The organism is Microbacterium sp. NPDC089190, from assembly GCF_040701795.1.
Lineage (GTDB): Bacteria > Actinomycetota > Actinomycetes > Actinomycetales > Microbacteriaceae > Microbacterium > Microbacterium galbum.
Map to the genome: position 1 here is coordinate 88,538 of NZ_JBFBHF010000005.1, position 20,237 is coordinate 108,774.

At 71.3% G+C, this 20,237-nt stretch carries 19 protein-coding genes; 12 read left to right on the forward strand and 7 right to left on the reverse strand.

The window, feature by feature from the left end; translation table 11 throughout:
- Nucleotides 1-32: 32 nt before the first annotated feature.
- The 3 genes from AB0230_RS16190 to AB0230_RS16200 are packed head-to-tail and all read left to right on the forward strand — an operon-like array spanning nt 33 to nt 5,721.
- The gene (locus tag AB0230_RS16190) at nt 33-2,072 is read left to right on the forward strand and encodes a beta-galactosidase (protein WP_366376853.1); all 2,040 of its coding nucleotides are present in this window, start codon (nt 33-35) and stop codon (nt 2,070-2,072) included.
- Nucleotides 2,069-4,282: an alpha-xylosidase gene (yicI, locus tag AB0230_RS16195; protein WP_366376855.1), complete on the forward strand. Its 2,214-nt coding sequence runs from the start codon at nt 2,069-2,071 to the stop codon at nt 4,280-4,282. Before AB0230_RS16190 ends, yicI begins: the two co-directional genes overlap by 4 nt.
- The gene (locus AB0230_RS16200) at nt 4,279-5,721 is read left to right on the forward strand and encodes a GH1 family beta-glucosidase (RefSeq protein WP_366376857.1); all 1,443 of its coding nucleotides are present in this window, start codon (nt 4,279-4,281) and stop codon (nt 5,719-5,721) included. The genes yicI and AB0230_RS16200 overlap by 4 nt, the downstream gene beginning before the upstream one ends.
- 146 nt (nt 5,722-5,867) lie before the next feature.
- Here AB0230_RS16200 and AB0230_RS16205 read toward each other — a convergent pair whose 3' ends face one another.
- The 3 genes from AB0230_RS16205 to aqpZ form a co-directional block, all read right to left on the reverse strand.
- Nucleotides 5,868-8,189 (reverse strand): FdhF/YdeP family oxidoreductase, encoded by a 2,322-nt coding sequence (locus AB0230_RS16205; RefSeq protein ID WP_366376859.1) that lies wholly within the window; start codon nt 8,187-8,189, stop codon nt 5,868-5,870.
- A 61-nt stretch (nt 8,190-8,250) separates the two neighbouring features.
- Nucleotides 8,251-9,129 (reverse strand): formate dehydrogenase accessory sulfurtransferase FdhD, encoded by an 879-nt coding sequence (gene fdhD / locus AB0230_RS16210; RefSeq protein ID WP_315994010.1) that lies wholly within the window; start codon nt 9,127-9,129, stop codon nt 8,251-8,253.
- Nucleotides 9,130-9,241: 112 nt separating this feature from the next.
- Complete coding sequence (aqpZ, locus tag AB0230_RS16215; protein WP_366376861.1) at nt 9,242-10,054, reverse strand: aquaporin Z; 813 nt, start codon at nt 10,052-10,054, stop codon at nt 9,242-9,244.
- 307 nt (nt 10,055-10,361) lie between these two features.
- On the opposite strand from aqpZ, the gene AB0230_RS16220 reads away from it, so the two are divergent.
- The 6 genes from AB0230_RS16220 to AB0230_RS16245 are packed head-to-tail and all read left to right on the forward strand — an operon-like array spanning nt 10,362 to nt 13,538.
- The gene (locus AB0230_RS16220; RefSeq protein WP_315994008.1) at nt 10,362-10,841 is read left to right on the forward strand and encodes an Asp23/Gls24 family envelope stress response protein; all 480 of its coding nucleotides are present in this window, start codon (nt 10,362-10,364) and stop codon (nt 10,839-10,841) included.
- On the forward strand, nt 10,838-11,026 hold the full coding sequence (locus tag AB0230_RS16225; RefSeq protein WP_076673182.1) for a DUF2273 domain-containing protein: 189 nt from the start codon (nt 10,838-10,840) through the stop codon (nt 11,024-11,026). The genes AB0230_RS16220 and AB0230_RS16225 overlap by 4 nt, the downstream gene beginning before the upstream one ends.
- Nucleotides 11,023-11,415 (forward strand): hypothetical protein, encoded by a 393-nt coding sequence (locus AB0230_RS16230; protein WP_366376864.1) that lies wholly within the window; start codon nt 11,023-11,025, stop codon nt 11,413-11,415. The genes AB0230_RS16225 and AB0230_RS16230 overlap by 4 nt, the downstream gene beginning before the upstream one ends.
- Nucleotides 11,415-11,993 carry a DNA/RNA endonuclease G gene (locus AB0230_RS16235; RefSeq protein ID WP_315994007.1) on the forward strand — a complete coding sequence of 193 codons (579 nt, stop codon included), beginning with the start codon at nt 11,415-11,417 and terminating at the stop codon, nt 11,991-11,993. The genes AB0230_RS16230 and AB0230_RS16235 overlap by 1 nt, the downstream gene beginning before the upstream one ends.
- Nucleotides 11,993-12,580 carry a hypothetical protein gene (locus AB0230_RS16240; RefSeq protein WP_363388061.1) on the forward strand — a complete coding sequence of 196 codons (588 nt, stop codon included), beginning with the start codon at nt 11,993-11,995 and terminating at the stop codon, nt 12,578-12,580. The genes AB0230_RS16235 and AB0230_RS16240 overlap by 1 nt, the downstream gene beginning before the upstream one ends.
- 19 nt (nt 12,581-12,599) lie before the next feature.
- Entirely contained in the window at nt 12,600-13,538 is a 939-nt protein-coding gene (locus AB0230_RS16245) for an Asp23/Gls24 family envelope stress response protein (protein ID WP_315994005.1), read from the forward strand.
- Between the two features lie 63 nt (nt 13,539-13,601).
- On the opposite strand, the gene AB0230_RS16250 is transcribed toward AB0230_RS16245, so the two are convergent.
- The 4 genes from AB0230_RS16250 to AB0230_RS16265 form a co-directional block, all read right to left on the reverse strand.
- Nucleotides 13,602-14,966, reverse strand: coding sequence for an extracellular solute-binding protein (locus AB0230_RS16250; protein ID WP_363388057.1), 1,365 nt, complete (start codon nt 14,964-14,966; stop codon nt 13,602-13,604).
- Nucleotides 14,967-14,993: 27 nt separating this feature from the next.
- Nucleotides 14,994-15,929: a carbohydrate ABC transporter permease gene (locus AB0230_RS16255; protein ID WP_315994003.1), complete on the reverse strand. Its 936-nt coding sequence runs from the start codon at nt 15,927-15,929 to the stop codon at nt 14,994-14,996.
- Nucleotides 15,929-16,897 carry a sugar ABC transporter permease gene (locus AB0230_RS16260; RefSeq protein ID WP_363577459.1) on the reverse strand — a complete coding sequence of 323 codons (969 nt, stop codon included), beginning with the start codon at nt 16,895-16,897 and terminating at the stop codon, nt 15,929-15,931. The genes AB0230_RS16255 and AB0230_RS16260 overlap by 1 nt, the downstream gene beginning before the upstream one ends.
- Nucleotides 16,898-17,189: 292 nt before the next feature.
- Nucleotides 17,190-17,675 carry a DUF1990 domain-containing protein gene (locus AB0230_RS16265; RefSeq protein WP_315994001.1) on the reverse strand — a complete coding sequence of 162 codons (486 nt, stop codon included), beginning with the start codon at nt 17,673-17,675 and terminating at the stop codon, nt 17,190-17,192.
- Nucleotides 17,676-17,802: 127 nt separating this feature from the next.
- On the opposite strand from AB0230_RS16265, the gene glp reads away from it, so the two are divergent.
- From glp to AB0230_RS16280, 3 genes are read left to right on the forward strand one after another with little or no spacing between them, the layout of a single operon-like run.
- Nucleotides 17,803-18,990, forward strand: coding sequence for a gephyrin-like molybdotransferase Glp (glp, locus tag AB0230_RS16270; protein ID WP_366376868.1), 1,188 nt, complete (start codon nt 17,803-17,805; stop codon nt 18,988-18,990).
- Nucleotides 18,987-19,814, forward strand: a complete 828-nt coding sequence (locus AB0230_RS16275; RefSeq protein WP_366376870.1) for an NTP transferase domain-containing protein — start codon at nt 18,987-18,989, stop codon at nt 19,812-19,814. The genes glp and AB0230_RS16275 overlap by 4 nt, the downstream gene beginning before the upstream one ends.
- 6 nt (nt 19,815-19,820) lie before the next feature.
- Entirely contained in the window at nt 19,821-20,237 is a 417-nt protein-coding gene (locus tag AB0230_RS16280; protein WP_315993998.1) for a DUF1232 domain-containing protein, read from the forward strand.

Sequence of the window (20,237 nt, forward strand, 5' to 3'; positions counted from 1 at the left end):
CTCCGCTCGCGCCTCCTCCCCACGAAAGAACCATGAACGACTTCTCCTCGCACGCCGCCGACCTGCCCGCCCCCACCCGCTTCGACTGGATCGCCGACGGCATCGCCTTCGGAGCCGACTACAACCCCGAGCAATGGCCCGAGGAGCTGTGGCCCGAGGACATCGCGCTGATGCAGCGCGCGGGAGTGACCTCGGTGTCGCTCGGCATCTTCTCGTGGGGCCTGCTCGAGACCGCCGACGGGGTCTGGGACTGGGGGTGGCTGGACCGCATCATGGACCTGCTGCACGCCGGCGGAATCGGGGTGAACCTGGCCACCCCGACCGCGGCGCCGCCGATCTGGCTCCTGCGGGCGCACCCCGAGATCGCGACGGTGGATGCCGACGGCCACCGCACCGCGCAGGGAGGGCGCCTCGCCTGGTCGCCGAGTTCTGCGGTGTTCCGCCGCTACGCGCTGCGCGTCGTGCGCGCGATCGCCGAGCGGTACGGCTCGCATCCGGCGCTGCGCATGTGGCACGTCAGCAATGAGATCGGCAATGAGAACGGGCGCTGCTACAGCGAGGAGACGGCCGCGGCCTTCCGCCTCTGGCTCGCCGAGCGCTTCGGCGAGGTCTCGCGTCTGAACGCTGCGTGGGGCACCGCGTTCTGGGGCCACCACTACACCTCGTTCGACCAGATCGAGCCGCCGCGCGGCGCACGCACGGGGCACAACCCCGGTCTGCTGCTCGATTTCGAGCGCTTCACCTCCGACGCGTTGATCGGCCACTACCGCGCCGAGCGCGACGAACTGCGACGGATCACCCCCGGAATCCCGATCACGACGAACTTCATGGTGATGAACACCCCGGGCGCCACCGATCATGAGGTGTGGGCCCGCGAGGTCGACATCGTCGCGAACGACCACTACACGATCGGGGCCGACCCGTTCCGGCACAGCGAGCTGGCCTTCAGCGCCGACCGCGTGCGCGGCCTGGTCGGCGGGCGCCCCTGGATGCTCATGGAGCACTCGACGGCCGCGGTGAACTGGCAGGGCGTGAACCGCGCGAAGTCCGTCGGCGAGATGGCGCGCGACTCCCTCGCGCACGTGGCTCGGGGCTCCGACGGCATCCTGTTCTTCCAGTGGCGGGCGTCGACGGCGGGAGCCGAGCAGTACCACTCGGCGATGCTGCCGCATGCCGGGGCGGACTCCGCGATCTTCCGCGACGTCGAACGGCTCGGCGCGACGCTGAAGGCCCTCGCCCCCGTGCGGGGGACGCGGGTCGAGAAGGCGCGGGTCGCCCTGCTCTTCGACCACGACACGGTCGCGGCCCTGCGCAGCGGCCGCATGCCCAGCGACCTCGTCGACCCGATGGACATGCCGATCGCGATCCACCGCGCCCTCACGCTGCGCGGCGTCGCCGTCGACGTGCTGCCGTCCTCGGCCGACCTCGACGGATACGCGGCGGTCGTCGTTCCCACGCTCTACCTGGCCGATGACGCGCTGCCCGCGCGCCTCGAGCGGCTCGCGAACGACGGCGCCCATGTGCTCGTGACGTACCTCTCCGGCATCGTCGACCCCGAGAACCGCGTGCGCGCCGGCGGATATCCGGGCGCCTTCCGCGATCTGCTCGGCATCCGCGTCGACGAGTTCTTCCCGCTCATGGCGGGCGAGAGCGTGACGCTCGACAGCGGCCATACGGCATCGGTGTGGCTCGAGGACGTCGATGCCCGCGACAGCGAGGTGCGCGCGCGCGTGACCAGCGGCGAACGCTCCGGCACGGCGACCTGGACGCGGCGTTCGCTCGGACGTGGCAGCGCGTCGTACCTCGCGACCCGCCCCGACACCGAAGGTCTCGACGCGGTGCTGTCCGATCTGCTCGCCGCCGCCGGGGTGGGCCCGGTGGTCGCGTCCGAGCCCGGGCTCGACGTGATCCGACGGGTGGGCGACGGCTCGTCGTACCTCTTCCTCCTCAACCACACGGATGCCGAGCGCTCGGCGGCGGCGTCGGGGCGCGACCTCGTGACCGGTGAACGGTACGACGGCACCGTGCGGGTGGCATCCGGAGCCGTCGTCGTCGTGGAGGAGCAGCGATGAAGTTCACCGACGGGTTCTGGCAGCTGCGGCCGGGCGTGCGCGCGCTGTACGCGCAGGAGGCGGTCGACATCCGCGAGGTCGAGACGATCGACGGTCCGGGCCTGCGCGTGCTGGCCCCGACGAAGGTGATCGAGCGCCGCGGCGACACGCTGAACCGGCCCGTGCTCACCACCACCCTGTCGTCGCCGGCCGAGGGGGTCGTGCGCGTGCGCATCGAGCACCACACCGGTCGGGGCCGCGGCTGCTCCTTCCCGCTGCCGGGCGCCGGTCGCGGGGCCGGAGCGGTCGATGCGGAGGCGGGGGTGCTGCGCAGTGGGGCCCTCGAGGCGCGGGTGACCGCCGGTGCGCCGTGGGCGCTGTCGTTCCGATCGGACGGCCGTCTGCTCACCGCCAGCGCGGCCAAGGCCCAGGCCTACGTCACCCTCGACGAGGGGGCGCAGGTCGACCGGGCGATCGTCGACCCGGCGGGATCGAGCCCGCCGCGCACGTTCGTCCACGAGCAGCTCGACCTCGGCGTCGGCGAGCTCGTCTACGGCCTCGGCGAGAGGTTCGGGCCGCTGGTGAAGAACGGCCAGTCCGTCGACATCTGGAACGCCGACGGCGGCACCTCCAGTGAGCAGGCGTACAAGAACGTGCCCCTGTACGTCTCGAACCGCGGGTACGGCGTACTCGTCAACGACCCGGGCCACGTGTCCTTCGAGGTGGGCTCCGAGGCGGTCGAGCGCGTGCAGTTCTCCGTCGCGGGCGAGGCTCTGGAGTACTTCGTCTTCGACGGCCCGACCCCGAAGGACGTCCTCTCGCGCTACACGGCTCTCACCGGCCGGCCCCCGGTCGTGCCGGCATGGTCGTACGGCCTGTGGCTGTCCACGAGCTTCACCACCGACTACGACGAGGCGACCGTCACCTCGTTCATCGACGAGATGGCCCGCCGCGAGCTGCCCGTGTCGGTGTTCCACTTCGACTGCTTCTGGATGCGCGAGTTCCAGTGGTGCGACTTCGAGTGGGATCCCCGCGTCTTCCCCGACCCCGACGGCATGCTCCGGCGCCTGCACGAGCGCGACCTGCGCGTGTGCGTGTGGATCAACCCGTACATCGGCCAGGCCTCGCCGCTGTTCGCCGAGGCGGCCGAAGCGGGCTACCTCGTGCGCCGAGCCGACGGATCGGTGTGGCAGTGGGACCTGTGGCAGGCCGGAATGGGCCTGGTCGATTTCACCGACCCGGATGCCACCCGCTGGTTCCAGGAGCACCTCCGACGCCTCGTGCGACAGGGCGTGGACTGCTTCAAGACCGACTTCGGAGAGCGCATCCCCCTCGACGTCGTCTACGCCGACGGCACCGCGCCCGACCGCATGCACAACCTCTACACCGAGCTGTACAACCGCGCGGTCTACGACGTGCTCGTCCAGGAGCGCGGCGAGGGCGACGCGGTGCTGTTCGCGCGGTCGGCCACGGCCGGCGGGCAGAGCATGCCCGTGCACTGGGGAGGGGACTCCACCTCGACGTTCGCGTCGATGGCCGAGACCCTGCGCGGAGGCCTGTCGCTCGCGATGAGCGGCTTCGCGCACTGGAGTCACGACATCGGCGGCTTCGAAGGGCTTCCGGATGCCGCGGTGTTCAAGCGCTGGACCGCATTCGGCCTGCTCGGAACCCACAGTCGCTTCCACGGATCCGAGTCGTACCGCGTGCCGTGGCAGTTCGACGACGAGGCGGTGGAGATCACGCGCCTGTTCACGAACCTCAAGATGCGGCTGATGCCGTACCTCTTCCAACTCGGTCTGACCGCCGCCGACACCGGCGTGCCGGTCATGCGGCCGATGGCGATGGAGTTCCCCGACGACCCGGCCGTCGCCCACCTCGATCGGCAGTACATGCTCGGCTCCGACCTCCTCGTCGCGCCGGTGTTCTCGGCCGAGGGCGATGTGGAGTTCTACCTCCCCGAGGGGCGCTGGACCCACCTGCTGAGCGGCGAGACGGTCGAGGGCGGACGGTGGCTGCGCGAACGCCACGGCTTCGACAGCCTGCCGCTGTACGCCCGCCCGGGCGCCGTCATCCCGTGGGGGGCGCGGGGGGACCGGCCCGACTACGACTACCTCGACGGACTCGAGGTGCGCGTCTTCCCCGGCGGCAGCGGAACGCGCGAGATCATCGTCACGACCCCCGACGGGCGATCGTCCGTCCTCACCGTCGACCTCGAGGAGCCTTCCCGATGACCCTTCCCCCGACGGTCGGCTCGACCGACTACCGCGACAGCGGGCTCGTCTTCCCCGAGGGCTTCACGTTCGGCTCGGCCACGGCGTCCTACCAGGTGGAGGGGGCGGCGGCGCAGGACGGCCGGCTCCCCTCGATCTGGGACACCTTCAGCAAGACCCCGGGTCGCGTCTGGAACGGCGACACCGGCGACGTGGCCTGCGACCACTACCACCGCTGGGAGGCCGACCTCGATCTCATGGCGGAGCTGGGCCTCGGCGCCTACCGGTTCTCGATCGCGTGGCCGCGCATCGTCCCCGAGGGCACCGGCGCGGTCAACCAGGCGGGCGTCGACTTCTACTCGCGCCTCGTCGACGGCCTGCTCGAGCGGGGCATCCGGCCGGTGGCGACGCTGTACCACTGGGATCTGCCGCAGACCCTGGAGGATGCCGGCGGTTGGCCGATGCGCGCGACGGCCGACGCCTTCGAGCGCTACGCCGAGATCATGGGCGCGGCTCTGGGCGATCGCATCCACACCTGGACGACGCTGAACGAACCCTGGTGCTCGGCCTACCTCGGCTACGGGCAGGGCGGACACGCGCCGGGGCGACACGAACCGGCCGCCGCGCTCGCCGCGGTGCACCACCTGAACCTCGCGCACGGCCGCGCGGTGCAGGCGCTGCGGGCCACCTCGACCGGCGACCCGGAGTACTCGGTGACGCTGAACTTCCACGTGCCGCGGGGCCGCGGTGAGCAGGCGGCGGAGGCGGTGCGACGCGTGGACGCCCTCGCCAACCGGGCCTTCACCGGCCCGATGCTGCGCGGGGCCTATCCCGACGACCTGCTGGCCGACACGGCATCCGTCACCGACTGGTCGTTCGTGCACGAGGGCGACCTGGATGCCATCCATCAGCCCCTCGACGTGCTGGGCGTGAACTACTACTCCACCGTCACCGCGCAGATCTGGGACGGGGTGTCGCCGAAGCAGAGCAACGACGGACACAAGGCCGCCGCCGGCGGCACGGCGTGGCCCGGGAGCGACGACGTGCTCGAGTTCCTGCCGCAGCCGGGCCCGTCGACCGCCATGGGCTGGAACATCGCGCCCGAGGGACTCGAGGAGCTCCTGCTGTCGCTGCGCGAGCAGTTCCCGCAGCAGCCGCTCATGGTGACCGAGAACGGCGCCGCGTTCGACGACGTCGTGGCCGACGACGGGTCCGTCCCCGACCCGGAACGGCTCGACTACCTGCGCCGTCACTTCACCGCCGCCCACCGCGCCCTCGAGCAGGGCGTCGATCTGCGCGGCTACTTCGTGTGGTCGCTGATGGACAACTTCGAATGGGGCTACGGCTACGCGAAGCGCTTCGGCATCGTCCGCGTCGACTTCGACACCCTCGAGCGCACCGTGAAGGACAGCGGGCGCTGGTACGCCGAGCTCGCGCGCACGGGGGTGCTGCCGGCCTGAGGCCGGGGCGGATGCCGCGGCGTCGGGCACGGTGGCCGTGCGCAACGGCGGAAGACGCGGTCGACACGCCGCCGCGGGCAGGCAGCCCGGTCCCGGCGTGGCACCGGCCGGAGCCGAGCCACGACTGCCCGGGCCGTGACCCGGCGTCACGCCGTCTTCGCGATCCTGACCCGGATGTCCTTCATCAGCGGCTGATCGCTCTGGCGGCTGTAGTCATCGGGGCCGAGCAGCACGTTCAGCTCCGGGAAGTAGCCGGCGGCGCTGCCGCGCGGGGTGTCGTACTCCAGGGCGCGGAACGCGGTCACACGGCGCACCGACCCGTCTCGCGAGGTCGCCACGATGTCGACGAGGTCGCCCTCGGCGAGACCGCGTTCCTTCATGTCGCGCCGGTTCATGAACACCAGCTCGCGGATGTTGCGCACGCCGCGGTAGCGGTCGTCGGCCGAGTAGATCGTCGTGTTCCACTGGTCGTGTGAGCGCATGGTCTGCAGCACCAGCACGTCGGCTTCCTCGGGGATGACGTTCGGCAGTTCGGCATCCGAGAACTCCGCCTTGCCGGAGGGCGTCTGGAAGTCGCGCTCGCGCGCGGGCTGAGGGATGCGGAATCCGTACTGCTGGCGCACCAGCTCGTTGAAGCCCTCGAAGCCGGGCAGCGCCTTCGCCATCGTGTCGCGGATGCGGTCGTAGTCGCCCACGTACCACTCCCACGGGGTCGCCGAGCCGGGCATGGTCGCCCGCGCGATGCGCGCGATGATCTCGGGTTCGCTGAGCAGGTGCGGCGACGCGGGCTTGCGGGAGCCGAGCGAGAGCATGACGGAGCTCATGGCATCCTCGGTCGAGATCGACTGCGGGCCCGCCTCCTGCATGTCGCGCTCGGTGCGGCCGAGGCACGGGAGGATGAGCGCCTCCTTGCCGTGGGTGAGGTGACTGCGGTTGAGCTTGGTGCTCACGTGCATGGTCAGCTCGCAGCGGCCCATGCCCTCGGCGGTCAGCTTGGTGTCGGGAGCGGCCCGCACGAAGTTGCCGCCCATGCCGAGGAACACCTTGAGGTCACCACGGTGCAGGGCCGCGACCGTGTGCACGGTGTCGAGGCCGGGCTCGCGCGGCGAGGTGATGCCGCACACCTCGTCGAGCTTCGCCAGCCATTCCTCGGTGGGCTTGTGGTTGATGCCGCAGGTGCGGTTGCCCTGCACGTTGCTGTGGCCGCGCACGGGGGAGGGACCGGTGCCCTTGCGGCCGACGTTGCCGCGGAGCAGCAGCAGATTGACGATCTCGCGCACCGTGTCGACGCCGTGCTGGTGCTGGCTGACTCCGAGGCACCAGCTGATCACGCACGCCTTCGAGGCGAGATAGATGTCGGCGGCCGCGCGGATCTCGGCCTCGGTGAGTCCCGCCTGCTCGACGAGCTCCGACCACGGCGTCGCCTCGACGAGGGCGCGGTAGGCGTCGAGGCCGCTCGTGTACTGGTCGAGGAAGGCCTGGTCGAGCGCCGTGGGGTCGGTCTTCGACGCCTCGAACACCACTTTCGCCATACCGCGGACGAGGGCCAGGTCGCCGCCCGGGCGCACCTGCAGGTTCATCGTGCTCGTGGGGGTGCTGTTGAACGTCGCCATGTCGACGATCTCGTGCGGCACGATCGTGCGGGTGCCCGCGACCTCGCGCAGCGGGTTGACGTGCACGACCTGGGCGCCGCGGTCGATGGCCTCGGCGAGGCTCGTGAGCATGCGGGGGGCGTTCGAGGCGGCGTTGACGCCGAGCACGAAGAGGGCGTCGCACGCCTCCCAGTCCTCGAGGTCGGCCGTGCCCTTGCCGGTGGCGAGGGATGCCGTGAGCCCGCGGCCCGAGCCCTCGTGGCACATGTTCGAGCAGTCGGGGAGGTTGTTCGTCCCGAGCTCGCGCGCGAACAGCTGGTAGAGGAACGACGCCTCGTTGCTCAGGCGGCCGGAGGTGTAGAACGCCGCCTGATCGGGGGAGTCCAGGGCCGTGAGGTGCTGCGCGATCAGGCGGAACGCGTCGTTCCACGAGATCGGCACGTAGTGGTCGGTCGCGGCGTCGTACGCCATCGGCCCCACCAGCCGCCCGGCGTCCTCGAGTTCGAAGTCGCTCCACTGCGACAGCTCGCTCACGGAGTGCTCGGCGAAGAACTCCTTGCCCACGCGCTTGTGGGTCATCTCCCACGTGACGTGCTTGATGCCGTTCTCGCAGATGTCGAGGGTGACGCCCTTGTCGTCGGGCCACGCGCATCCCGGGCAGTCGAAGCCGCTCTTCGGGTGGTTCATCGTGAACATCGCCTTGGTGCCCGCCAGGGGCTGACGCTGTTCGTAGAGCACCTTGCCCACGGTGAGGGCAGCGCCCCATCCGGCGGCGGGATGCTCGTAGGGGCCGGTGCTCGACCACTCGCCGTCGACCTGCGGCCCGAGGCCTCCCTGGCGCGGTTCCTCGGTCATCAGCCCGAACGACTCACCCATGTTCACCCTCCGTGGTTTCCGGCGCCGAGCCGGTGGCATCCACACACCGCGCGCACGAACGTCAGCGTACGCCCGCGACCTCTTCCGCCACGGGGGTTGTGGATGGGACGACGATGCGATCCGCGCGGGTGTACAGGTTCATGCTCGACCCGCGGACGAAGGCGGCGAGCGTGAGGCCCGCGCGCTCGGCGAGTTCGACGGCGAGCGACGACGGCGCCGACACGGCCGAGAGCATCGGGATGCCGGCCATCACGGCCTTCTGTACGAGTTCGAAGCTCACGCGGCCCGACACCTGCAGCACCGTCTCACGCAGGGGAAGGCGGTCGTTCAGCAGAGCCCACCCGACGACCTTGTCGACGGCGTTGTGCCGACCCACGTCTTCGCGGGCGACGAGGAGCTCGCCCGTCGTGCCGTCGAAGAGTGCGGCCCCGTGGAGGCCGCCGGTCTTGTCGAACGTCTTCTGCTGCTCGCGCAGCCGGTCGGGGAAGGCCGCGACATCGTGTGCCGGCACCGACAGCGCGTCACGGGAGACGTCGTAGGTCGAGACCTTCTCGACCGCCTCGATCGACGCGGTGCCGCACACCCCGCACGAGCTCGTCGTGTAGAAGGAGCGGGCGATGTCGGGGGAGGGCAGGGCCACGCCCGGCGCGAGCGTGAGGTCGAGCACGTTGTAGGTGTTGCCGTCGGCGCCTCCCGTGCCCGGACCGCCGCAGTGGATCGCGCGGGCGAACTGGTCGCCGCGGCTGATCACGCCCTCCGACACGAGAAAGCCGGCGGCGAGCTCGACGTCGTGGCCGGGCGTGCGCATCGTCACGGCGAGCGGCGATCCGGCGACGCGGATCTCGAGCGGCTCCTCGACCGCGATGGCATCCGGTCGCTGTCGGTTCGCCCCCTCGAGGGTGATGCGCGTCACCCGGCGCGAGGTGGTGAGACGGCCCATGTCAGGACCGCACCGACGGGAGCTGGGGGGACATGGGTCGAGCGTACGCCCGGCCGACGCGGGACCGGCCCGGGAACCCCACGTTCCCGGGCCGGTGGTACGGCGTCCTCGATCAGGCCGTGACGGTGCGACGACCCCGCACGCGCACCACGGCGCCGGCGATGAGGGCTCCCGCGATCGGGGCGACGATGAAGACCCACAGCTGGCTCAGCGGCAGGGTTCCGCCGTAGACGGCGGTGGCGATCGACCGTGCGGGGTTCACGCTCGTGTTGCTGATCGGGATGCTGATGAGGTGGATGAGCGTCAGCGTGAGGCCGATGCCGATCGGGGCGAACGCCTGGTACTCGGCCTTGGCGGTGACCGAGAGGATCACCGCGAGGAAGATGCCGGTGAGCACGGCCTCGGCGACGAACACCGCCGCGAGGCCGTAGCCGCCCGGGCTGCCCTCGCCGAAGCCGTTCGAGGCGAAGCCCGCCTCCTGCGCGGCGGCGAATCCGTCGGGGCGCCCCGCGAGCACGAGCGCGATGACGCTGGAGGCCAGGATGCCGCCGATCAGCTGCGCGAGGATGTACCCCGGCACGTGGCGGGCGTCCGTACGGCCGGCCGCCAGCAGACCGAGGGTCACGGCGGGGTTGAAGTGGCCGCCGCTGATGTGGCCGACGGCCGCGATGCCCGCGACCAGGGTCAGGCCGAAGGCCAGGGCCACGCCGAGGAAGCCCACGCCGGCCTGGTTGTCGTCGGCGCTGGGGAAGTTCGCCGCGAACAGCGCCGTGCCCACCCCGCCCAGCACCAGCAGGAAGGTGCCGAACAGCTCCGCGGCGTACCGCGCGGGCGACGACCAGCTGCCCGCCTTCTGCCGCTGCTGCTCCGAGGTGGAATCCGCGATGTCGACCGGCTCGTTGCGCTTCTTGTCCTTCTTGCCCATGATGCTCCGTTCTGTCTGTTCCCACGGGTGTGTCGGGGGGATGACGTTGCGAGCAGGGCGAGTGTCACACCCGAATTCCTCGGATGCCGCCGCAACCCCCGAATGATGGCGACACGAAACGAACGGGAGGTGCCGCTTGACCCTCCCGCCACGACAGCGATATACGCCGTAAGCGCATTCGCTGACATACACATCGCGAAAGGAATTTCAATCCCGGCGTGACGATTCCGAAAGCCGGTACGTCTTAGTGGTGTAGGCCGAAGCGCCCACCCCGAATCATCGGGTCACGACATCGAAAGGCACGGACATGGCTGAGAACGCCCCCACCACCCCCGCTGCGCAGAACGTCCCCCAGTCGGCGTCGCGCGTGAACCGTCCCCTCGCCGCGCGCGGTCAGGAGACCCACACCGAGGGCAAGACCACGATCGCCGAGGGCGTCGTCGCCAAGGTCGCCGGCATCGCCGCCCGTGAGGTCAACGGCGTGTTCGCGCTCGGCGGCGGCGGAGCCCGCGCGCTCGGCGCCATCCGCGACGCCATCAACGCCACCGACCTGACGCAGGGCGTCAAGGTCGAGGTGGGCGAGACCCAGGCCGCCGCCGACGTCACCATCGTCGTCGAGTACGGCGCCCCGATCCAGGAGGTCGCCGACCAGGTCCGCGGTCGCGTCGCGGGTGCGATCAGCCGTCTCGTCGGTCTCGAGGTCGTCGAGGTCAACGTCGATGTGAACGACGTCCACATCCCGGGCGACGACAACAACGACGCCGAGTCCGAGAAGCGCGTCCAGTGAGCGCCACGACGAAGGGCGCTCTCGCCGGCCTCGTGCTGGCCCTCAGCGCTCTGATCTTCGGCTTCTGGGGATTCATCCTCGTCGCCCTCTTCATGGCGATCGGTGTGGTCGTCGCCCGCATCACCGCGGGTGAGATCGACTTCCGCAACGTCGTCAACGCCTTCAAGGGTCGGAGCACATCGTGACCACCGTCACCGCCTCCCCCGGGGTCGGCAGCCGCAGCGCGGTTGCCGGCCCCGGCCTCCCGGCCGGCCGGGTGAACATCGCCGACCGCGTGCTGCAGAAGACGGCAGAGCGTGCCGCCGCCGACATCATCGGGGTGGATGCCAAGGGCGTCCACGTCGAAATCGTCTCGGCCCGCGACACCGCCGCCGTGCGCGTCACGTCGCCGTTCCCGGTGCCGCGCCTCGACGACACCGCGGCCGTCCAGGCCGCCACCCCCGTGCTCGAAGCGGCCGCTGCCGCCCAGAGCGAACTGCGCACGCGCCTGTCGCGGCTGTTCGGCCGCGAGATCTCGCGCGTCGAGCTGACCATCTCGGGCGCCACCGCCCCCCAGCGAAAGCGAGTGCTGTGATGACTGACGCCGTGCTCCGCACCGTCGTGCGTCGCGAGACGCACTCCCCGCGCACCGTGGCCATGCTCGTCGTGGTCGTGCTGCTCCTGCTCGTCCTGGCCTACGCCGCGGTCGAGATCATCCTCGCCCTCACCGGTGCCCAGCCGCTGCTGGTCTCGCCCGGCGAGGCTCTCAACGCCGTCGTCGCAGCCCCGACCGCTCTCATGCCGGTCGCCTTCATCGTCGGCGGCGTCGTGCTCGCGATCCTCGGACTCATCGTCCTCGTGGTCGCCCTCAAGCCCGGGCGCTTGTCGCGTCACGAGATGGAGTGGGGCCAGCGTGCCGTCGTCGTCGACAACGGCGTCGTGGCATCCGCCCTGGCTCAGCACCTCAGCAACGAGTCCGGGATCGCCCGTGACGACATCGTCGTGGGCGTCGCCCACCGCGCCGTCGACGTGACGGTGCGCCCCCCGGTCGGCATCCCGGTCGACGAGGCGCAGCTGCGCCGGATCGTCGACGCCGAGGTCGCCGCCTACAAGCTCACCCCCGCCGTGCGCACTCACCTGCGCATCGAGCGTCCCGACACCAAGGAGTCCTGATGAACGCCACGCGTCGCGGTCTGAACCGCTTCATCCTCTTCCTGGTCGCCCTCGTACTGCTCGGCCTGGGCGCTCTGGCGCTCGTCGTCGGACTGCTGCCCGGTGGCGCCGACACCTGGACCTCCGTCATGGGCGGATTCCAGGGCTGGCTCGAGTCGCTGGGCCGTGACTCGGCGGGCTGGGGTGCCGTCGCCGCCTTCGTGGTGCTCGCGATCATCCTCATCGTCGTCGCGTCGGCCGCCGTGCGCGGGCGCCGCCACGCTGCGCTGCAGTCCACCGGCAGCGCGAACGACGCCGGTCGCATCACCGTCACCGACGGTTTCGCCTCGGAGGCGCTGAAGAACGCGCTCGCCGAGCGTGACGAGATCCTCTTCTCGCGCATCACCGCCGGCGAGATCAAGAACGAGTCGGTCCTGCATGTCGCGGTCACCCCGCGACAGAACACCTCGCCGCGCCAGGTGGCGGAGCACGTCGACACGCTCGTCACCAACCTCGCCACCCTCACGGGCCAGAACCTGCGCGCGTACATCTCCATCCACTCGGGTCTGCGTGCGAAGCTCGCTCGCGACAACACCCGCGTGCACTGACCCCCCACGAGGAGACGTCATGACCACCATCGATGCCACCATCGACCCGCCCGACCTGGATGCCGCGGCGAGCCTCGCCGCCACGGCTGCCGGCTCCGTGCCGGGCGTCCACGCCCTGGGCAGCCTGCTCGGCCGCGCGTCGGATGCCGTCCGTGAGCGCGTGGGCCTGGCCAGCACCGCTCCCGGCGTGAAGATCGACACCGACCGCGCCGATTCGGTCACGGCGACGATCTCGCTGGTCGTCGACTATCCGCACAAGCTCCACGAGGTGTCGGACGCGGTGCGTACCGCCGTCCGCACGGCCCTCGAGCCGCTCGGACGCGGGCGCATCGACGTCGACGTGGTCGTGACCGGCGTCTTCGGCCCGTTCGACCGCGACGTCGTCGCCGAGGCGGAGGAGAAGGCGGACGCCGCGACGGCCGTCGTGCGCGAGAAGGCGGAGGCGGCGGGCGACCGCGCCCGCGAGATCGCCGGTGAGGCGAAGGAGAGGGCGGATGCCGCGTCGGCGGCGGTGCGCGAGCAGACGGCCGACGCTGCTGCCGTCGTGCGCGAGAAGGCCGATGACGCCGCGAAGGCGCTCGGCGACGCGAAGGACGCCGCCTCCGACCTCGCCGCCGGAGCGGCCGCTGCGGCCGGGGAGTTCGCCCGTCAGAACGCCGAGGCCACGCGCCGTGAGCAGGCGGAGGCCGACATCGACGCCGCCGACCGCGTGACCGAGGGTCTCGAGCCGACCGACGAGGGCTCGGCCCTGGACAGCACCGACCCCGTCGCCGAGAGCGAGCGCGCCGACGTGCGCGGTGTCGAGGAGCGCGCCGACGTGCGCGACGTCGTCGCCGAGGCGCTCGAAGACGCCGCGGTCGACATCGCGATCGCGGCCGACGAGGTGCGCGCCGACGACGAGACGCCGGCAGTCGACGGCGTGCAGTCGGTCGTGGAGGACGAGCGACCGCGGAGCTGAGATCACAGACGTGAGAGGGCGCCCCGGCTTCGGCGGGGGCGCCCTCTCGTCGTGAGGCGAGGCCTACTGCGCCGTCGCGTTGTCGTACGCGCGCTGCGCGGCCTGCTGCGCGTCGGCCAGGGCCTGCTCGGTCGTCTTGTCGCCCAGCAGAGCCGCGGTGATGGCGTTGTTCAGCTCGTTCTGGATGTCCTGGCCGGCGGGAGACGAACCGAACGACCGGCCGGAGCCGACGACGTCGTAGTAGGTGGAGATGACCTGATCGAACCCGCTGTCGCCGGTGGGCGTGACGTACTGCGACCGGATCTTCTCGTCGGCCTCGGGCGACCCGGTGAACAGGCCCGTGTTGAGTCCGCCCTTGCCCTCGATGGTCGCGGCGCGCGCGGCGCCGGCCGCCATCCACGCCTCGGTCGAGGTCAGATCGGTCATCCACGCGCACGCCGCGGCGGGGTTCTTCGCCCCGGCGGGGATCACGAACGCGGTGCCGGAGGCGAGGGAGAACGGCTGGCCCTCGGCATCCCGGAAGGGGACCGCCTGCAGGGAGATCTGATCGCGGTAGGCGCTCAGCACGTTCGGGTACCACTGGTTGGCGACCTGCGCGCCGACCTGGTTCGACACGAACTGGTTCGCGTCGCCGAAGGTGTCGAACGAGTCGGTGAAGCTCTTCACCGCGGCGTACCCGCCTTGCGCGTCGGTGATCCTCTTCAGTGCGTCGATGCCCGCGGCGTTCGAGGGGTCGTCGAGGGTGGGCTTGCCTGTGTCGTCGGTGAGCTGGCCGCCCATGCCCAGCACCCACAGGCCGCCCTGTCCGGTGGCGACGGGATCGAATCCGAGGCGGGTCGGGGTGCTGCCCGAGCCCTGATAGATCTTGCCGATCGCGGCGAGGAGGCCGTCCATGTCGGAGGTGTCGAAGGCGTCGGGGCTCACGCCCGCCTCGTTCAGCACGTTCATGTTCAGCAGGATCGCGGGCGGCTGATAGAACTGCGACACCGCGTAGACGGCGTCCTCGTACGTGACGTCGTCGACGACGTTCTGGTACCACCGGTCGGTGGGGGTCACGCCCTTCGCCTCGAAGCACGCATCGAGCGGCATCAGCAGTCCTTGAGCGGCGTAGGTCGTCACGTACCGGCGGTCCATCTGCACGACGTCGGGCACGTTGCCGCCGGCGATGCGGGTCGTGAATTTCTGCGCGTCGAAGGCCGTGGCATCCAGGGTCACCTGCACGTCGGGGAGCTGCTCCGCGGCGTAGTCGAGGCGCGACTGGCCCACGTCGTCGGCGTTCTCGAAGCCCCACGCCGCGAGGGCGCCGCTCGGCGTGGCGGAGAAGTCGACGTCGGCCGCCTGCTCCTCGGCCCCGCCACCGCTGCAGGAAGTCAGGAGGAGGGCGGATGCCGCGACCGCGGCGACACCGGCGAGGGAGCGCTTGCGCATGATGGGTCCTTTCGGGACGGGGGGATCTCAGCCCTTACGGCCTTGGGTGGCGACGCCCTCGACGAAGTACCGCTGGCCGAAGGCGAAGATGATGAGCATCGGGAGGGTCACCAGGAGGGAGGCGACCATCACGTACTGGTAATCGCCCTGACCGCCCGCACTCGGGCTGTACTTCGTCATCGCGTAGGCGATGCCGAGCGGGGCGGTGAAGTCCTCGACGCTGCCGGCGTTGAGGTAGATGAGCGCCGCCTGCAGGTTGTTCCAACTGGCCTGGAACTCGAAGAGGAACACGATGATGAAGGAGGGGATCGACAGCGGCATCGCGATGCGCCAGAACAGTCCCCAGGCGCTGCAGCCGTCGAGCCGCGCCGCCTCGAACAGCTCGCGCGGCACGCCGAGGAAGAACTGCCGCTGCAGGAAGATGTAGAAGGCGCTGCCGAACAGGTTCATGCCCCACAGCGGCACCCACGTGCCGAGCAGGCCCGTCTCCTTCCAGATCAGGTAGATCGGGATCATCGTCACCGCGCCCGGCAGCATCATCGTGGCCAGCACGAGGCCGAACAGCAGTCCGCGGCCGGGGAAGCGGAAGTAGGCGAAGCCGAAGGCGACGATCGAGCTCATCACCGCCACGGTGGTGGCGGCGAGCAGGGCGATCGCGACGCTGTTGAACATCCAGTTCAGCAGCGGCAGCTGGTTCCACACCTCGGCGTAGTTGCCCGGCAGGAACGTCTTCGGGATGAGGGCGTTGTCGAACACCTCACCGCGCGGCTTGAGGCTCGCCGCGAGCAACCATGCGAAGGGATAGAGGAACAGCAGTGCGAACAGCACCAGCACCGCCGCGAGTACGACGCGGCCGGCGAGGGTCTTCGGCTGGCTGAGCGCCCGGCGCCAGCGTCTGCGGGGCGGGACGACGAGTTCGGGACGCGCCTGCGCGACCCCGGGCGTCTGCAGGGTCGTGGCCATCAGCGGTCCCCCTCGTAGTAGACGAAGCGGTTGCCCAGGCGCACCTGCACGAGCGTGATGAGCAGGATGATCACGAACAGCAGCCATGCCATGGCGGCCGCGAAACCGAAATTGAACTGCCGGAACGCCTGCTGGAAGAGGTAGATCGCGTAGAACAGGGATGCCTCGGGCGAGGCGTTGCTCTGATCGCGCCAGAACAGCAGGTACGCCTGGTCGAACACCTGGAACGCAGCGATCGTCAGCACGATGACGTTGAAGAACATCGCGCCCGAGATCATCGGCAGGGTGATCGAGAAGAACCGGCGGATCGGCCCGGCGCCGTCGATCTGCGCGACCTCGTGGAGATCGACGGGCACGTTCTTGATCGCCGCGAGGAAGATCACCATGGTGCCGCTGACGGTCCACAGCGCCATGATGACGATGCTCGGCTTGACCCACGCGGGGTCGACGAGCCACTGCGGACCCTGGATGCCGATGGCCCCGAGTGCCTGGTTGATCGCGCCGGAGTTGCCGTTGAGCAGCAGGAAGAACACCGCCGCCGTCGCCACGGCCGGCGTCATCTTGGGCAGGTAGTAGAGCGTGCGGAAGATGCCGGCGCCGCGACCGACGCGGCTCAGCAGCAGCGCCAGGAAGAGAGCGAAGGCGATCTCGAGCGGCACCGCCATGACGGCGTAGAACAGGGTGTTGCCGAGTGACACGGCCACCCGCGGGTCTTCGAAGAGCTGGGCGTAGTTGGCGGCCCCGACCGGCCGGGCGGCGCCGGTGGCGAGGTTGTAGCTCGAGAACGAGATGACGAGGCTGTAGATCATCGCCCCCGCCGTGAAGACGAGGAAGCCGATGATCCACGGCGAGATGAACAGGTAGCCCGCGATCGCTTCGCGGCGGTTGTATTTGACCCTCTGTCGAGGAGGTCGGCGGTGCTTTCCGGCGGTGTCGCTCTCGGTGGCAGGGGTGGAGGAGACGGTCACCGGCAGGACCGGTCGGCGGCGGAGGACCCGGGGATGATGTCGCGCATTGTCTTCTCCTTTCGCGCGCCGTCTCGGCATCGAGAAGCGCTTCGCCAGGGTCGGGAAGTGCTCCGAGAAGGTCCAGGGCGTTGCCAAGACGTCGGCGACGTGCGATAAGCGCTCGGCCGGGCCGACTGCGCGTCATCCCTCCGCGAGTCGCACGATCGGCACGCCGTCGCACGCCGACCGACGCCATCGGCGGGCGTGATCCCGCGCGGATCGTGCGACTCGCGCGGGGCGGACCGCGGCGCCGTCAGAGTGCGCGGAGGTAGCGCCGGGTCATCCACGCCTGCACGAGGCGACCGACCGGCGCACCGACCCGCGTGAACCAGCGCCCCGGGCGCGAGAACGCGGCGATGTCGAACACCACCTCGCCCGACGGTCGCAGCGTGAGCGTGAACCGTTCCTCCCCGCGCTCGGGGTGCCCCGGCAGCGTGCCGTAGGCGAATCCCGCGACGGTGTCGGTGCGTTCGGCCCACACCACGAGGCACGGGATACGGAAGCTCAGGATGCCGACCCCCAGGCGCATCGTCACGCGGGTGCCCTCGCGCATCGGCGTCTCGCTCAGCACGACGCGCGCTCCCGCCCGGCGCTGCGCCTCACCCGCGAGGAGGGCATCGGCGGCGCGCGCGAAGACGTCCGACCCGCGGCCGATCACCCGGTGGGCGCGTACGTGGTGGGAGCCCGCGGGCATCTCGCCGGCGGTCGCGCCGACCTCCGTGTAGGTCAGGCCGTCCATGCGCACACGGTAGCGGGGTGCGGCGGCCGGACGACCCGGGTTGCGGTCGGCGCCGGCCTGCCGCGCCGGCGCCGGGCGGCGAAGCCTACGCTGAGCACATGCCCCTCCTCCTCCCCGGATCCGCCGCGTGATCGACGTCGCCGAGCACCTCGCGACGATCCTCGAGGCGGTGCGGCCCCTCGACCCCGAGCCGCGCGACGTCGCCGCCGCGCGCGGCCGGGTGCTCCGGCATCCGGTCACGGCCGCCGTCGACGTGCCGGGCTTCGACTCCTCCGCGATGGACGGCTTCGCCGTGCGCGACCTCGACGCCCCGGCGACCCTGCGCGTGGTCGCCGACCTCCCCGCCGGCACCGACCTCGACCCGCGGATGGATGCCGGCGACGCCGCTCGCATCATGACCGGGGCGCCCGTGCCCACCGACGCCACCGCCGTCGTCCCGTTCGAAGACACCGCGCGCGGTCTCGACGGGGGCCTCGAGCCCGTCGACGTCGTCGTCGCCCCGCGGGCGCCGGGCGCGCACATCCGCCGCCGCGGCTCGGACGTGCGGGCGGGCGAACTCGTCGTCGAGGCCGGTGTGCGCCTGACCGCAGCGCGGATCGGCGCGATCGCGGCATCCGGTGTCGGCGTCGTCGAGGTCTCGCGCGCCGCCCGCGTGGCCGTGGTGTCGACCGGGTCGGAGCTCGTCGCGCCCGGCGCCGAGCTGCGTCGTGGGCGGATCCCGGAGTCGAACAGCGTGCTGCTCGCCGGCCTCGCCGAAGAGGCCGGGGCCGAGGTCGTGCTGCGCACGAGCGTCGACGACTCCGGCGACGGCCCGCGCCGCGCGATCGCCGCCGCCGAGGCCGCCGGCGCCGACGTCGTCGTCTTCTCGGGCGGCGTGAGCGCGGGCGCGTACGAGGTCGTGAAGAACACCCTCGGCGACCTCATGCGGTTCGACCGCGTGCGCATGCAGCCGGGCAAGCCCCAGGGCTTCGGGCGCGCCCCGGGCGGTCTGCTGCTCTTCGGGCTCCCGGGTAATCCCGTGAGCGCGGCGGTGTCGTTCGAGCTGTTCGTGCGCCCGGCGCTGCGCGCACTCGAGGGCGACGTCGAGCCGAGCCGTGCGCGTGTGCGGATCGCGCTCGCCGCCGGTTGGCGGGCGAGGGCCGACAAGACGCAATACGTCCCCGTGACGATCGACCGCAGCGATCCCGCGCGGTGGTGGGCGACGCCCACGGCCCGCGGCACCCGGGGATTCGGCACCGCCGAGGGGCTCGCGGTGATCCCGCCGACCGTCGCCGATCTCGTCGCGGGCGACACGGTGTCGGTGGCCCTGTGGTGAGCGTCGACGCGATCCTGCTCGCCGGTGGTCGCGGCTCACGGGTCGGAGGTGCGGTGAAGCCGCTCTTCGAGGTCGGGGGCTCGACGCTGCTCGCCGCCGCGGTCGCCGCGGTGCGAGCCGGCGGCGCGCGGCGCATCGTCGTCGTCGCACCGGTGCTCGACGCCTCCCTCGACGTGGAGTGGGTGCGCGAGGACCCGCCCTTCGGTGGTCCGGTCGCCGCCGCCGTCGCGGCGCTGGACACGGTGGATGCCGACGAGGTCTACGTCATCGCCTGCGACCTCGCCGCACCGGCTGCGCCCGTCGAGCGGCTCGCCGCCCCGCTGCCGCCCGGAGCCGACGGGGCGTGTCTCGACGACGGCCGACGCCAGTGGCTCCTCGGCCGCTATCGCACCGCGGCGCTGCGGGCAGCGGCATCCGCTCTTCCCGATGCGGGGCGCGACGCCTCGATGCGCGCGTTGCTCGGGGGGCTGGCGATCGCATCGATCCCGGCCCCCGCGAGCGAGACGCGCGACATCGACACGTGGGACGATCTCCGCAGAGCCCGAGGAGGAGCCATGACCGAGAACCGCACCCTGCCGCCCGAGGCGCTGAACGACTGGAGCGCCGCGCTCGCCGAACGCTTCGGCCTGGCCGACGGCGACATCCCCATCTCGCTCATCCTCGACCTCGCTCGCGACGTCGCGAACGGCGTCGCCCGCCCCGCCGCTCCGCTCAGCGCCTTCGTGGCCGGACTCGTCGCGGGCCGCACCGGCGGGACGCCCGCCGACACCGCGGCCGCCGTCGCCGCCGTCGTCGAGATGGCGCGCGAGTGGGAGAGTCGCTGATCCGCGATGCCGGAGTGGCTCGCCGTCGTCCTCGGTGTGCTCGCCGGTCTCGTCATCCTGTGGCTGGCCCTCGTGGCGGTGCTATGGGTGCAGCAGAAGCGCTCGGGCGGGGCGGTCGATTGGCGTGCCGTGCTGCGTCTGGCGCCCGACGTGATGCGACTGATCCGCCGGGTGGCGGCTGACCCGACGGTGCCGCGGGCGACGCGGTGGTGGCTGGGCGGACTGCTGGTGTATCTGCTGCTCCCGATCGACCTCATCCCCGACTTCCTGCCGGTGATCGGCTATGCCGACGACGCGATCGTGGTCGTGATCGCTCTGCGCTTCGCGATCCGGCACGCGGGGATGCCGGCGATCGAGCGGCACTGGCCGGGGACGCCGGAGGGGCTGCGAAGCGTGCTGACGCTGGTCGGCGCCGCGCGGTGA